This is a genomic window from Mycobacterium sp. 852014-52450_SCH5900713, from assembly GCF_001667075.1.
Taxonomy (GTDB): domain Bacteria; phylum Actinomycetota; class Actinomycetes; order Mycobacteriales; family Mycobacteriaceae; genus Mycobacterium.
This window is the reverse complement of record NZ_LZIL01000018.1, coordinates 1-16,329: the sequence shown is the minus strand read 5'-3', so window position 1 is coordinate 16,329 and position 16,329 is coordinate 1. Positions and strand designations below refer to the sequence as shown.

The window sequence follows — 16,329 nt, the reverse complement described above, 5'->3', positions numbered from 1 at the left end:
TTGCGGTGCGGCACCGCCACACCCTTCGGGGTGCCGGTCGTACCGGACGTATAGATGATGTAGGCGACGTTCTCCGCAGCGGGCGCCGGCAGCCCGTCGCTGGGTCGAGTGTCGACGGCGAGGTCGCCGATGTCGATGACGTCTACGTCCGGGCCTTTGAGCCGCGACCGCACGTCGGCGGCGGTGACGGCGACGATCGGGGCGGCATCGGTGAGCATGAACTCGATCCGCGCCGCGGGCAGCCCCGGGTCGATGGGCAGGTAGGCCGCCCCGGTCTTGAGCACCGACAAAATCGCCACCACGGCCTCGGCCGTCCGGGAGAACAGCAGCGCGACACACTCCCCAGGGCCGGCGCCGTACTCAATCAGCAGGTGCGCCAGCCGATTCGAGTACTCGTCGACCTCGGCATAGGTCCACGAACGGCCGCCGCAAGTGATGGCCACCGCGTCCGCGGCGTGGTCCACCTGGGCGGCGAACATCTCCGGGATCGAGATCCCCGAGGACGCGGGCCGGCTCAGCACCGCGCGGTTGCCGATGACCTCGAGCCGGGCGTGTTCCTTCTCATCGAGCACATCGATCGACGAGAGGCGCCGCGCCGGATCATCCGTGATTGCCACCAGGACCCGGCGGAATTGATCGATCAGCGCCTCGACGCTGGCGGCGTTGTACACGTCGGTGCGGAATTCCACCGCTCCGCCGATGCCGGCGGGCTGGCCGTCCTCGGTCCAGCGTTCGGCCAGCGAGAACACCAGATCCATGCGGGCGACCTGGGGGTCGACCGGAACCGGCGTGACGCGCACGTCGCCCAGGGTCAGCCCGGCGGCGGGGCCGTTGTGCTGCCAGGGCAAATTCTGCCAAGCCAGGACTACCTGGATGAGGGGGTGGTGGCTGAGGCTGCGGGCGGGATGCAACCGCTCCACGAGGACTTCGAAGGGCACATCCTGATGTTCGTAGGCGGCCAGGCTGCGCTGCTGCACCTGAGCGAAAAGCTCAGCCACGGTCGGATTTCCACCCAAGTCGGTGCGCAATACCAACGTGTTGACGAAGAAGCCGACCAACTCGTCCAGCGCGGGATCACGACGCCCGGCGATCGGAAAACCCACCGCCACATCCGAAGTCGCGCCCAGCTTTGCCAATAAGACCGCCAACGCGGCCTGTACCACCATGAAACTAGTCGCATTATGCTCACCGGCCACCTCACGCACCCGCTGCTGCAACTGCGCGGGCCACTCCACGGCCACCCGCGCCCCCCGATAATCAGCCACCTCCGGAAACGGCCGATCGGTGGGCAACTCCAGCCGCTCGGGCATCCCCGCCAACGCATCCTGCCAATAGGCCAACTGCGCGGCGATCGCACTATGCGGATCATCCAGATCCCCGAACTGCGCCTGTTGCCACATCGTGTAATCGACGTATTGCACCCTTAGTTCGGCCCAGCCCGGCGCCTCACCCGCACATCGGCTGGCATACGCCACGCCCAGATCACGCACCAACGGCGTGATCGACCACCCGTCAGCGGCAATATGGTGAGCCACCGCCACGAGCACATGCTCACCGTCGCCCAGCCGGAAAAGCGTCGCCCGCAACGGAACCTCAGCAGCCAGATCAAACGAGTACCGCGCCGCCGCAGCAATGGCTTCCTCGAGCCGGCTCGCCGGCCACCCGCCGGCATCTACGACTTGCCAGCCGAAATCAAAGCGCCCGACCGGGACGACCACTTGCTGCGGGGTCCCTTCCGGCGCAACGAAGATCGTGCGCAGGCTTTCATGCCGGGCCACCACATCGGCCAGCGCCGTCCCCAGCACGTCGGCATCCAGCTCTCCCCGCAAGCGCAACGCGACCGCCATGTTGTGGACCGGCGAAGCGCCGTGCAGCTGATCGAGGAACCACAGCCGAGACTGGGCGAACGACAGCGGCACCACCGCGGGCCGCGCACCGGCCACCACCCGCGCCAGCCGACCTTCGCCCTGATCGAGGCGCGGCGCCAGCTGGCGGATCGTCGGCGCCTCGAACAACGCCCGGACCGTAAGGGCCACATCCAGACTGGTGTTCACCGCGGCGACCAGACGCATCGCCGACAGCGAATCCCCACCCAAGTCGAAGAAGGAGTCGTCGACCCCGATGCGGCCAATGCCAAGAACCTGGGCATAAATCCCGGCAAGGACCTCTTCGGTAAGGGTGGCCGGGGCGCGGTACCCACGGCCGAGGTGGCCGGGGGCCGGGAGCGCGTGGGTATCGAGTTTGCCGTTGAGCGTCAACGGCAGGGCGGCCAGGGGCATGATCGCGGACGGAACCATGTAAGCCGGCAGCCGCTCGGCGAGCTGGGTGCGCACCACGGCGGGATCGGCGGTACCGGTCAGGTATGCCACCAGCCGCTTGTCCCCGGGCCGGTCCTCCCGGGCGATGACGACCGCCTGCTCGACCCCAGCCAAACCCGTTAGGACGGTTTGGATTTCGCCGAGCTCGATGCGATACCCACGTACCTTGACCTGCTCATCCGAGCGTCCCACATATCGCAGTTGGCCATCGGGCCCCCACCACACCCAATCCCCCGTCCGATACATCCGCGCGCCCGCCCCACCGAACGGACACGCCACAAACCGGGAAGCCGTCAGCCCCGGCCGACTCACATAACCCAGGCCCACCCCGGCGCCGGCGACATACAACTCGCCGACCACTCCCGCCGGCACCGGGCGCAGCCAGCCGTCCAGCACAAACAGCGCTGCCCCGCCCACCGGCGAACCGATCGGCGGCGGCCCCGATCCCGCCGTCAACGGCGCACTCTTCGACACCCACATCGTCGTCTCGGTGGGCCCATACACGTTGACCATCGCCCGGCCCGGCGCCCATCGCTCCACCACCGCCGGCGGACACGGCTCAGCCCCCACCACCAACGCCGCCCCCACCCCCTGCGGCGACAACACCCCCAGCGCAGACGGCGTCTGCGTCAAGACCGACACCCGTTCGCCCACCAACAGCGCCCGCAGATCATCGCCACACCGCGTCACCGCATCCGGCACCACCACCAAGTGGTCCCCATGCAACAACGCACCCCAGATCTCCCACACCGAAAAGTCGAATGCCAACGAATGGCACTGACTCCACACCTGCCCCGGCCTCAGCAGCCCATCGCCAGCCAACGCCTCAAACAGCTGGGTCACGTTGCGGTGGGTGACCGCCACGCCCTTGGGCGTGCCCGTCGTGCCCGACGTGTAAATCACGTGTGCCACATCGTCGGCACCCGGCCCCGCGAATCCCGCAGCCGACTGCAAGTCGATCGCGGGATCGTCGATCCCCAGCACCGTCCCCGAAAACCCGCCCAGCCGCGACCGCAACCCCGCACCCGTAACGACCACCACCGGCGAAGCGTCGGCGAGCATGAACTCCACCCGCCCCACCGGCAGCCCCGGATCGATCGGCACATACGCCGCCCCCGCCTTCATCACCCCCAGCAGCGCGATCACCGCCTCTCCCGACCGCTCCACCAACAACCCCACACACGTCCCCGGGCCCACGCCGTGCCCAATAAGCCAGCGCGCCAACCGATTCGAGGCCTCATCCATCTCCCGGTACGACCACGACCGCCCCGCACAACTGATCGCGACCGCCCCGGGCGCGCGACCCACCTGAACGGCGAACAACTCCGGAATCGACCGCCCCGACGGCCCGCTCCGCTCGCCGGCCGCCCAGTTCCCCCAGCCGGCCAGCCGGGCACGCTCGGATTCTTCGAGCACATCGATGGACAGCAATCGCCGCGTCGTGTCCGTGGTCAACGCCACCAGCACCCGCTCCAGGTGTCGCGCCAGATCGGAGGTGTCGAGGCCGGAGAACGGCTGCCACGCGCCCGCCGTGCTGAGATAGAGGTGGTCCCCGTCGGTGGAGAAGATCAAGCCGAAGCCACTTGCCTGGCCGGAGTTGGTGTACGACGCGGAGGCGGTGACACCGCCAAAGGGCAGGGTGAAGGCCGACGGGATGAAATTGACGCTTACCCGCTCGGCCGGTCCTGCCGGGCCGCGGGTTCTGCGCTCCAGCGCCTGCACCGGAAACCGTTGGTGCTCAACGGCTTCCCGAATCCGGGTGTCGACGTGTTGGCAGAACTCGGCGACCGCGAGTTCGGGTGAGACTCGCAATACCAGCGGCACCACGCCGGCGACCATGCCGGGCAGGGTTTTCGACTCCGGGCGCACCCGCCTGTTGACCGGGAAGTCGAGGACCACCTCTGCACCGTCTCCGCTCCACCCGCGCACCAAAAGCGCGCACGCGGCCGTGACCACCGATGTCTGGGACACCCCCCACACGTGGGCCACCTTGTCGACCCGGCGAAGGACGCCGACGTCCAGCGCGACCGGGGCGGAGGGCCAAGGGTCGCGCTCGCCCGCGGCGCGCGGCGCGCAAAGCGGGACTTCGGGGTTTGCCGGAAGGTTCCGAGCCCAGTAGGCCTCGTCGTTGCGGTAATCGCCGGACGCTTCGTACTTCGTCTCACAGTCGATCAAGTCCCGCAGGGAGCCGAAGACGGCCGAAGGGATGGGGGCGGCGGAGACGATGGCCGAGTAGATGGAAGCGATGCGGTGACCGACGAGCGCGACACCGGTTCCGTCGACGATGATGTGGTGGCAGCACGCGAACAGGTGAAATTGGTCGGCGCGCGTCTGGAAGAGGGCGAATCTGAACAGCGGGCCCGTGAACGGCATGGGCGTTCGTTGGATCGATGATGCTATCCGCCGGGCTTCTTGGACGGCGTCCTGCGAGCCGGTCAGGTCATGGAAGACCAGTTCGACGTCGGGGTAGTCGATCGCCTTTTGGTAGACCTGGCCATCGGCCTCCTGGAAGGAGGCCCTGGTCGGTTCGGCCTCTTGCACCGCTTGGCGGATTGCCCACTTCAGCGCATCCCGTTGGACCCTGCCGTCGATCGTGACGAAGAGGCCGATCTGCCACTCAGTGCCGGAGTGTCCCGTCTCCTGTGCAAGCCATATGTCTAGTTGTCCGCGCGTAAGCGGAAGTGCTGGCTCACCAAGCTCCATCCAACTTCCCAACCATAGGGTTCACTCTTCAACCCCCGGTTGACTGCAGCCGCTCGACCGAACCCTCCGCGATACCCGTTCGGTTCCGCTTGATGTAGCGCAAACACGGAGCGTGGTCCGTGTCGGACCACCGCCCGTTGCGGCTCGATATCGACTAAGGAGACGGAGCTGCGATCAGTTTTTCCACCAAATTAGTCAACATGAGTGCAACAGTCCGAAAGATTAATCGAGGACGAGAATGTGCGCTAGTGGTTTCGAAAAAGTCCCAGCTACCTATCAGCACTCCTGTAAGTGCCGCTGAAACATACAGGAAGGATGTTTCTGGCGGCAAACCGATGACATGGTTCGGGACGGCCCGCGCGGGGCCGTCCCGAAACCAAGGGTGTCAGCTAGAGCAGACCGAGCAGCTGCAGGTCGGTGACGTATTTGACGATCACCTGCGGCGTGACGTGCGGGATGTCGTTGTCGGCGCCGATCTTGGCTTCCTGCACCGCGGCGCGGAACCGGTCGGTCGGGGCGAAGGACCCGCTGGCCGGCTCCGGCGCCTGCAGCTGGTTGTAGCCCGGCACCTGCAACATCTGTAGCACCGAGTGCTTGCGCTGCCGCTCCGGCAGATCACGCAGCGCGGCCTCGAACCGCTGGAGCCACTCCCCGAAGTCGTCGATCCGTTCGATCGGATAGCCGGCCTCGATCAGCCAGTCGACATACTCATCGATGCCGATGCCGTCGTCGTGCGGGTTCATCACGTGATAGGTCTCGAACCCGTCCATCACCTGAGTGCCCAGCGTGGTGACCGCCTCCGCGACGAACTCCACCGGCAACGCATCGAAGTGCGCACGTTGCCGGTTGCCGTCGACGTCCAACTGGTAGAACGAGCGCGGCGCGATGCCGGTAGCCACCAGGCTCAGCACCATCCGGGTGAACATGTCCGACAGGTTGAACTGGCCGGCGTAGCTGGTGTCGGACAGGATCATGTCGGAGCGGAACACCGAGACGGGCAACCCGCACAGGTCGTGGGCCTCGCGCAGCAACACCTCGCCGGCCCACTTGCTGTTGCCGTAACCGTTGGCGTAGCTGCCGTCGACCTTGCGGATCGGGCTGATGACCCGGATGTCGGCGTCTTCGGTGAACACCGCCGGATCGATCTGACGGCCCACGTCGGAGGTCGATACATACGCATACGGCTTCAGCTTGGTGGTCAGCGCCACCCGGATCAGCTCCGCGGTGCCCGCCACGTTGGGGCCGAACAGCTCGCCGTACGGCAGCACGCCGTTGACCAGGGCGGCCGAGTCGACGATCAGGTCGACGGTGTCGGCCAGCCGCTGCCAGGTCTGCTCGTCGAGGCCGAGGTTCGCCGCGCCCTTGTCACCGGCGATGACCTCCAAGTGGTCGGCGGCCAGCGTCTGGAAGTACTGCAACAACTGCGGGTCACCGCTGTCGAATGTCTTCTCCAGCCGCTGCCACGCCTCCTCGTCCGAGCCGGCGCGCACCAGGCAGATCAGCTTGCCGTCGACCAGCTCCAGCTGTTCGAGCCACTGCAGCGCCAGGTACCGCCCCAGGAAGCCCGTGGCACCGGTCAATAGGACCGTCCGCACCTCCGAGCTTGGGCCGGGTAGCGACGGCGCGTTGCCCAGCGTCGGGGCGTCGATGAACTTGTCCAGTTTGAGATCGCTGGCGTAGACCTGGGTGGCGTCACGACCGTGCACGGACGCAAAGCTGGCACCGCCGCCTTCGATGTCGTCCACACCGCTGGCATCGCGTTCCGCCCGCTGCCCGAGGCGTCGCACCGAGGGCGCCTCGAACAGGGTGCGCACCGAGAGGTTCGCGTCGAGGGCCGTGTTGATCTCGGCGATCACCCGCATCGCGGAGAGCGAATCGCCACCGAGGTCGAAGAAGGAGTCTTCGACCGAAACCCGCTGCAGCCCAAGGACTCCGGCGTAGATCTCGGCCAGGGTCTCTTCGATGGGGGTGGCCGGGGCCCGATACTCACCACCGGTCTTCTGGTACTCCGGGGCGGGCAGGGCCCGCTTGTCGAGCTTGCCGTTGACGGTCAACGGCAGCGCGTCCAGGACCACCACGGCGACCGGCACCATGTAGGCCGGGAGCCGCTCGCCCAATTGGGCCCGGATCTCGGCCGGATTCGCGGACCCGGTGATGTAGCCGACCAGGCGCTTGTCCCCGGGGCGGTCTTCACGGGCGATCACCGCCGCCTGCTCGACCCCGTCCAGACCGGCCAGGGCCGCCTGGATTTCGCCGAGCTCGATGCGGTAGCCGCGGATCTTGACCTGCTCGTCGACGCGCCCCAGGTATTGCAGCTGGCCATCGGCGCCCCAGCGCACCAGGTCGCCCGTGCGATACATGCGCGCACCGGGGGCCCCGAACGGGCAGGCCACGAACCGCGAGGCCGTCAGGCCCGAGCGGCGCGCATAGCCGCACGCCACACCGCGGCCCGCGATGTACAGCTCACCGACGACGCCCTCGGGCGCCGGCCGCAGCCACTTGTCCAGAACGAACAGCGCCGCCCCCGGAACCGGGGCACCGATCGGCGCTCCCGTGTCGGCGCTCAACGGCGTGCTCATCGCCGCGTACACCGTGCCTTCGGTCGGGCCGTAGGCGTTGATCATCACCCGGCCCGGCGCCCACCTGTCCACCACCTCGGGCGGGCAGGCCTCACCGGCGACCACCAGGGCCGTCGATTCCAGGCCCTCCGGCGAGAGCATTCCCACCGCCGACGGGGTCTGGCTGAGCACGGTGACGTTCTCCGCGACCAGCAAATCGTGCAGGTCCTTCGGCGAACCGGCCACGGACTCGGGCACCACGACCAGCCGGCCGCCGTGCAACAGTGCGCCGAAGATCTCGTGCACCGACACGTCGAAGACGAGCGAGTGCCACTGCGCCCACACACCAGGGTCCGGCAGGTCGGCGTGCAGTTTCTCCAGCAGCTGGGTGGCGTTGTGGTGGGTGACCGCAACGCCCTTCGGGACACCCGTGGTGCCGGACGTGTAGATCAGGTACGCGATGTCGTCCGGCGATGGCGCCGGCAACGCCGTGGCGGGCTGGGCGTCCACCGGCGCGTCGTTGACATCGACGACCAACAGGTCGGAGCCGTCCACCCGGGACCGCAATTCGGCGGTGGTGACCACGGCGACCGGCGCGGCATCGGCAAGCACGAACTCGATCCGCGACGCCGGGACCGCAGGATCGATCGGCAAATACGCCGCCCCGGTCTTCAGCACCGCCAGGATCGACACGATCGCGTCGGCCGACCGGGAGAACAGCAGCGCCACGCTTTCGCCCGGGCCCGCGCCGTGCTCGGCGAGCAGGTGGGCCAGCCGGTTCGCGGCCTCGTCGAGTTCCCGATAGGTAAGCGTGTGGCCGTCGAACGTCAGCGCCGGAGCCTCCGGAACACGGGCCACCTGCTTGGCGAACAGCGCCGGGATCGACGCCGTCGCCCCCACCGGCGCGGTCAACACCGCCCGGTTGCCCCAGTCGTCGAGGCGGGTGCGCTCGCCGGCATCCAACACGTCCATCGACGAGAGCCGCTGGCTCGAGTCGGCGGTCATCGCCCCCAGCACGCGCCGGAACCGCTCGATCATCGACTCGATCGCGGCCGTGTCGAACACGCTGGTGTCGAACTCGACCCGCAGGCCCAATTCCCGGCCCGGCAGCGCCATGACCGAAAGCGGGTAGTGGTTGTATTCGCGGTTGGTGACGTCGGTGATCGCCAGCTCGTGGAAGCCCAACGGCACGCTGGTGTCGATCGGGTAGTTCTCGTACAGGAACAGCGTGTCGAACAGCTGGTCGTGCCCGGTGACGCGGTGAATCTCGTTCAGCGCCAGGTGCTCGTGCTCGATCGTGTCGTTGTGGGCCCGCTGCAGCTGCTGCAGCAGCTCGGAAACCGTGGTGCCCGCCGTGACGTGCGCGCGCACCGGCACCGTGTTGATCAGCAAGCCCACCATCGACTCGGCGCCGGCCAAATCCGCGGGCCGACCGGACACCGCGGTGCCGAAGGCCACGTCGTGCTGGCCGGTCAGCCGCATCAGCAACTGCGCCCAGGCGCTCTGCAGCACGGTGTTGATCGTGGTGTGGCACGAGCGGGCCAGCTCGCCCAGCGCGCGCGTGGTCTCCGCGGGCAGCCGGTACGACTCGACCCCTCGCCGCCCGAGTCCCAACCGGGCCGGCGGACCGACCAGGGTGGGTGCTTCGAACCCGCCCAGCACCTCGGCCCACGCCGCGCGGGCGGCCGTGCGGTCCTGAGCCGCGAGCCACGTCAGGTAGCTGCGGAAGGACGCGGGCGCGGGCAACCTGTCCCCGTAGTAGCTGGTGAGGATCTCGCGCAGCATGATCGGCAGCGACCACCCATCCATCACGATGTGGTGGTTGGTGAGCACGAACCGGTGCCGGTTGTCGGCGGTGCGGATCAACGCGGCCCGGAAGGCCGGTCGGTTGGCGAGGTCGCTGACCGCGCCGCGCTCGGCGGCGCAGAGCTGTTCGATCTTCTCCTCGGGGTCCAAGTCTTCCGCTCCGAGCTGGATGTACCGCCACGCCATCACGGGGTCGGCCGGAATGACCTGCACCGGCTCGCCGAACTGCGGGCAGAAGCGGGCCGCCAGGTTGGGATGCCGGTTGACGACGGTGTGGACGGCCTCGCGCAATCGATGCGGGTCGAGGTCACCGGTGACGGTGATGCCGAGCTGCACCGCATAGACGTCGTCGCCGAGGTCGTGCGCAAAGCTGGCGTGGAAGAGCAGGCCCTGCTGCAACGGGGTCAGCGGCAACACGTCGGCGACCGCGAATTGCTGGCAGAGGTCGTCGAGCTGCTGCTGGTTCAGGCGAGCGGGGGCGATGTCCGACGGGGTCAGACCGCCACCGCCGCTGCGCACGTGGGCGCAGATGCCGGCCAGGGCCTCGAACCACAGCTGGCTCAACCGGCTGACCTGCTCGTGGTCCAGCGCCGAGGGCGCCCACGTCCAGTTGGCCTGCAGGTGCGGGCCGGCCTCGGTGTCCATGGTCCCGGCGTTGAGGTCGACGGTGTGCATCAAGGGCATGGGCAGCGCCGCGCTGGCGGCGCCGGTGAACGAAAGGCTGTCCTGGCTGATCCGCCACATCTCGCCGGGCAGATCCGCCGCCGCGCCCAGTCGTCCCAGGTAGTTGAAGCCGATCACGGGGTCCGACCCGTCCAGGTCCACCTCGCTGTTCATGTACCGCAGCAACCCGTAGGTCAGCGGGTTCGGGAGTGCGCGCAGCTGCTCCTTGGCCTTCTTGACGAGCACTCCGAGCGCGGGGTCGCCGGCCATCACCTGCGCCCAGTCCAGTTCGCCGACGGTCAGCGCGACGGGGTACTTGGTGGTGAACCAGCCCACCGTGCGGGACAGGTCGACGTGCGGGCCCAGTTCCTCGTGGCGGCCGTGGCCCTCGACGTCGATGCCGATCGGCGCGCCGGTGCCCACGAACCGCGCCCAGGCCAACCCGAACGCGATCAACAGGATGTCCTGCACGCCGGCGTGGAACGCCGAGGGCACCTCACCCAGCAGCTGCCGGGTGGTCTCGACATCCAGCGACACCGACAGCTGCTTGGCCGTCTCGTAGGTGTCCACGTCGGGGCGCACGGCCGGCAACAGCGCCGGGGTCGCCGCGACCTGCCGCCACGCCTCGGCCTGCTCGATCACCTCGGGCCGCTGGGCGTGCTCTTCCAGCATCGCCGTCCACCTGGCGAACGACGTCCCGGCGGCCGGCAGCGCCACCGCCTGGCCGCTGTGGTGCTGAGCCCAGGCAATGTTCAAGTCTTCCAACAGGATTCGCCACGAAACGCCGTCAACGGCCAGGTGGTGAATGATCAGCGCCAACTGGGCCGTCGATTCCGCCCACACGGCGCGGAGCATGGTCCCCGCCGCGGGGTTCAGCTGGGAGCGCGCCGCCACCAGCGTCGCGTCGGACAGCGCGTGGACGGTGTCCATGCAGGCGCCGGCATCGACCGCGCCGACGTCGGGCACCTGCATCGACCAGCCGCCGGCGCCGTCGTCGTCGACGCGCATCCGCAGCGTGGCGTGCCGGTCCAGCAGTGATTGCAGCACGACCCGCACGTCATCGCCGGTGACGCCGGCCGGCGCCTGGACCACCATGGTCTGGTTGAACTGGTCGGTCGGGCCGTCGACTTGCTGCAGCCAGCGCATGATCGGGGTGCCGACCACCGGGCCGATGCCCTCGTCGACGACGTCGTCGTCGGAGGCCACGCCGGCCACCCGGGCCAGCCGGGCCACGGTCTGCTCGACGAAAACGTCGCGCGGGCGGCACACCACGCCGGCCGCGCGGGCGCGTGCCACCACCTGCATCGACAGGATGCTGTCGCCGCCGAGGTCGAAGAACGAGTCGTCGACGCCGACCCGCTCCAGCCCGAGCACCTGGGCGTAGATGGCGGTCAGCGTCTCTTCGACGGCCGTGGTCGGCGCGCGGTATTCGCCGCTGGTCTTCTGGTACTCGGGCGCAGGCAACGCCCGCTTGTCGAGTTTGCCGTTGACCGTCAGCGGCAGCGCGTCCAGCACCACGACGGCGGCCGGAACCATGTAGCTGGGCAGCCGCTCGCCGAGCTGGGTGCGAATCACGGCCGGGTCGGCGGTCCCGGTGATGTAACCGACCAGGCGCTTGTCGCCGGGGCGGTCCTCGCGGGCGATCACCGCGGCCTGGTCGACGCCGTCCAGCCCCGCGAGGGCGGTCTGGATTTCGCCGAGTTCGATGCGGTAGCCGCGGATCTTGACCTGCTCGTCGGCGCGGCCGAGGTACTGCAGCTGGCCGTCGATGCCCCATCGCACCAGGTCGCCGGTGCGATACATCCGCGTCCCCGGCGCCCCGAACGGGCATGCCACAAACCGCGAGGCCGTCAGACCCGCCCGGCGCACATAGCCGGAGGCCACACCGCGGCCCGCGATGTAGAGCTCGCCGACGACACCCTCCGGCGCCGGACGCAACCACTTGTCGAGCACGAACAGCGCGGCGCCCGGCACGGGCGAGCCGATCGTCGGCGCCCCCGACTCGGCGCTCAGCGGCGCGCTCATCGATGCGTACACCGTGCCTTCGGTCGGGCCGTAGGCGTTGATCATCACCCGACGCGGCGCCCACCGGTCCACCACCTCGGACGGGCACGCCTCGCCCGCCACGATCAGTGCCGTCGAATCCAGCCCGTCCGGCGAGAGCATTCCCACCGCCGACGGGGTCTGGCACAACACCGTGACCTTCTCCGCGACCAGCAACGCGTGCAGGTCGTCCGGCGATCCGGCCACCGACTCGGGCACCACCACCAGGCGTCCGCCGTGCAACAGCGGGCCCCAGATCTCCCACACCGAAACGTCGAAAACCAGCGAATGCCACTGCGACCACACACCCGCCTTCGGCAGGTGGGCGGGCAGCGACTTCAGCAACTGGGTGACGTTCTGGTGAGTGACCGCCACGCCCTTGGGGGTTCCGGTCGTGCCCGAGGTGTAGATCATGTACGCGATGTCCTCGGGGGCCGGCCCCTGCAGCCCCGAGCTGGGCTGTTCGGCCACCGCGGGATCGTCGACGTCGACGACCAGCAAGTCGAATCCGTCCAGCCGCGCCCGCAACTCCGCCGTCGTGACCGCGGCGACCGGCGCCGCATCGCCGAGCATGAACTCCATCCGCGCCGCCGGGACCGCGGGGTCGATCGGCAGATAGGCCGCGCCGGTCTTGAGGACAGCCAGGATCGACACGATCGCCTCGGCCGAGCGCGGCAGAAGCAGCGCCACGCATGCCCCCGGACGCGCGCCGTGGTCGGCCAGCAGGTGGGCCAGCCGGTTCGCGGCCTGGTCGAGCTCCTGATAGGTGAGCGTGCGGCCCTCGAACGTCAGTGCCGGAGCCTCCGGTACACGCGCGACCTGCTTGTCGAACAACGCCGGAATGGACGCAGCCCCCTTCACCGGCGCGGTCAACACCGCCCGGTTACCCCACTCGTCGAGGCGGTCGTGCTCGCCGCCATCCAGCAAGTCGATCGACAACAATCGCCGCCCTGCACCGACGGTCATGACTGCTCCTCCACATCTGCGGTCATGGCTTCCAGCACGCGCCGGAACCGCTCGATCAACCTCTCGATTCTGCCTTGGTCGAAGACTTCTGTATCGAATTCGACGCGAAGACCCAGTTCGTGACCCGGCACGGCTTGCACCGAGAGCGGATAGTGGTTGAATTCGCGGTTGGTAAAGCCCTCAATGGCCAGTTCATCGACGGCCGACAGCGCGGCGGTGTCGATCGGGTAGTTCTCGTACACGAACATGGTGTCGAATAATTGGTCATGTCCCGTTACACGATGGATCTCATTCAGCGCCAAGTGCTGGTGCTCGAGTGTGTCGTTGTAGGCGCTCTGCAGCTGATTTAGCAGGTCCGCGATCGTGGTTTCGGCGCCGATCGTCGCCCGCACCGGCACCGTGTTGATGAGCAGCCCCACCATCTGGTCGGCGCCGGTCAGCTCCGTCGGCCGCCCCGAGACCGCGGTCCCGAATGTCACGTCGTGCTGGCCGGTCAGCCACATGAGCAGCTGCGCCCAGGCGGCCTGCAGCACGGTGCTGACGGTGGTGCGGCACGAGCGGGCCAGCTCGCCCAGCGCGCGCGTGGTCTCCGCCGACACCTGGAACGAGGAGACGCCCCGCGGGCCGAGGCTCATCCGGCCAGCCGGACCGACCAGGGTGGGGGTGTCGAACCCGGCCAGCACCCGCCGCCACGCCGCCTGGGCGGCGCCGCGGTCCTGCGCGGCCAGCCACGCGACGAACTTGCGGTATTGCACCGGCGCGGGCAGCTGCACGCCGTAGTAGGCGGCGAAGATCTCCTGCAGCAGAATCGGCTTGGACCAGCCGTCGAGCACGATGTGGTGGTTGGTCAGCACGAACCGGTGCCGGTTGTCGGCGGTGCGGATCAGCGCGGCCCGGAACGGCGGGCGGTCCGCCAGGTCGCACACCGCGGCACGTTCGGCGGCGCAGACCTGCTGGATCTGCTCCTCGGGTTCGGCATCTTGGGCGTCGAGTTCGACGTAATGCCACGACAGCGCCGGCTCGGCCGACAGGACCTGCACCGGCTCACCGAAGTCTTCGACGAAGTGCGCCACCACATTGGGATGCCGCTTGATCATGGTGTGCACCGCGTCGCGCAGCCGGTGCGGGTCGAGGGCACCGTTCACGCTGATGTCGAGCTGCACGGCGTACAGGTCTTCGCTTCCGTGCGCGCTGCCGGTGTGGAAGAGGAGCCCCTGCTGCAACGGGGTCAACGGCAACACGTCGGCGACCGGGTAGCGCTGGCACAGCTCGTCGATGTCCCGCTGGGTCAGCCGCGCGGGCGCGAGGTCCGACGGGGTCAACCCGCCGCCACCGTTGCGGACGTGGCTGCAGATGCCGCTCAGGGCGTCGAACCACAGCTCGCTCAGCCGGCCGACCTGGCCCTCATCGAGCGCCGAGCGCGCCCAGGTCCAGTTGGCCTGCAGCAGCGGACCCGCGGCGGTGTCCAGCGTGCCGGCGTTGAGCTCGACGGTGTGCGGCAAGGGCATGGGCACCGCCGTCGCCGCGCCGGCCGACGCCAGGCTGTCCTGGTCGAGCCGCCACAACTCGCTGGACAGGTCGCCCGCGCCGCCGAGGCGCCCGAGGTAGTTGAACCCGATCACCGGGTCCGACCCGTCCATGTCGACGTCGGGGTTCAGATAGCGCAGCAGCCCGTAGGTCAGCGTGTCCGGCAGGGCGCGCAGCTGTTCCTTGGCGTCCTTGACCAGTGCGCCCAACTCGGCCTCGCCGGCGACGACATGTCCCCAGGACAGGCCGCCGACCGTGAGCGCGACGGGGTACTTGGTGGTGAACCAGCCCACCGTGCGGGACAGGTCGACGTGCGGGCCCAGTTCCTCGTGGCGGCCGTGGCCCTCGACGTCGATGCCGATTGGGGCGCCGGTGCCGACGAACTGGGCCCAGGCCAGCCCGAACGCGATCAACAGGATGTCCTGCACGCCCGCGTGGAACGCCGCGGGCACCTCGCCCAGCAACAACCGGGTGGTGTCGGCGTCGAGCGACACCGAGAGCTGACCCGCGCTGACGTAGGTGTCGATGTCGGGCCGCACCGCCGGCAAGGGCGCCGGCGTCGACGCGATCTGCCGCCAGGCCTCCGCCTGGTCCACGACCTCCGGCCGGCGCGCGTGCTCCGCCAACAGCGACGACCACCGGGCGAACGACATCCCGCCCACCGGCAACGCCACCGGCTGACCGCTGTGGTGCTGAGCCCACGCAATGTTCAAGTCTTCCAACAGGATTCGCCACGACACGCCGTCGACGGCCAGGTGGTGAATGATCAACGCCAGCTGGCCCGTGGAGGGCACCCACACCGCGCGCAGCATCGCGCCGCTGGCCGGGTTCAGCTGCGAGACCGCCGTCGACAGCGCCGCGTCGGACAACGTCTCCACGGTGTGCAAACACCCGGCGGCATCCACCACGCCGACCTCGGGCACCCGCAGCGACCAGTCCCCCGCGCCGTCGTCGTCGACCCGCAGCCGCAACATGGCGTGCCGGTCCAGCAAAGCCTGCAGCACCAGCACCACGTCGGCTTCGCTCACTCCCGCCGGGGCCTGCACCACCATGGTCTGGTTGAACTGCTCGACCGGACCGTCGACGCTCTCCAGCCAGCGCACGATCGGGGTCGCGACCACTTCGCCGATGCCCTCGTCGACGACGTCGTCATCGGTGGCCACGCCGGCCACCCGGGCCAGCCGGGCCACCGTCTGCTCGACGAAGATGTCGCGCGGGCGGCAGACCACGCCGGCCGCCCTGGCGCGGGCGACGACCTGCATCGACAGGATGCTGTCCCCGCCGAGGTCGAAGAACGAGTCGTCGACCCCGACGCGCTCCACACCCAAGACCTGGGCGTAGATGCCGGCCAAGATCTCCTCGACGGCCGTGCTCGGCGCGCGGTAGTGATCGGCATCGGAGTATTCGGGTACCGGCAGAGCGCGGGTGTCGAGTTTGCCGTTGACCGTCAGCGGCAGCGCCTCGAGCACCACGACCGCAGTGGGCACCATGTAGGTCGGCAGCCGCTCGCCGAGCTGGTTGCGGATCTCGGCCGGATCGGCGGTCCCGGTCACGTAGCCCACCAGGCGCTTGTCGCCGGGGCGGTCCTCGCGGGCGATCACCGCCGCCTCGTTGACCCCGTCCAGCGCCGCCAGCGCGGCATGCACCTCGCCGAGCTCGATGCGGTATCCGCGGATCTTGACCTGCTCGTCGGCGCGGCCCATGTACTGCAGCTGGCCATCGGCGCCCCAGCGGACCAGGTCGCC

The 16,329-nt window shown here is 68.9% G+C and carries 3 protein-coding genes; all 3 read right to left on the bottom strand.

The window, feature by feature from the left end:
* Positions 1–5,021: non-ribosomal peptide synthetase (locus tag A5773_RS05615; protein ID WP_156744738.1), on the bottom strand; the 5,021-nt coding region annotated here is incomplete at its 3' end.
* A 389-nt stretch (positions 5,022–5,410) separates the two neighbouring features.
* Positions 5,411–13,057: a non-ribosomal peptide synthetase gene (locus A5773_RS05610; RefSeq protein WP_067789912.1), complete on the bottom strand. Its 7,647-nt coding sequence runs from the start codon at positions 13,055–13,057 to the stop codon at positions 5,411–5,413.
* Positions 13,054–16,329 (bottom strand): condensation domain-containing protein (locus tag A5773_RS05605; RefSeq protein ID WP_232001797.1); only part of this gene is annotated, 3,276 nt, incomplete at its 5' end. The genes A5773_RS05610 and A5773_RS05605, both read right to left, overlap by 4 nt.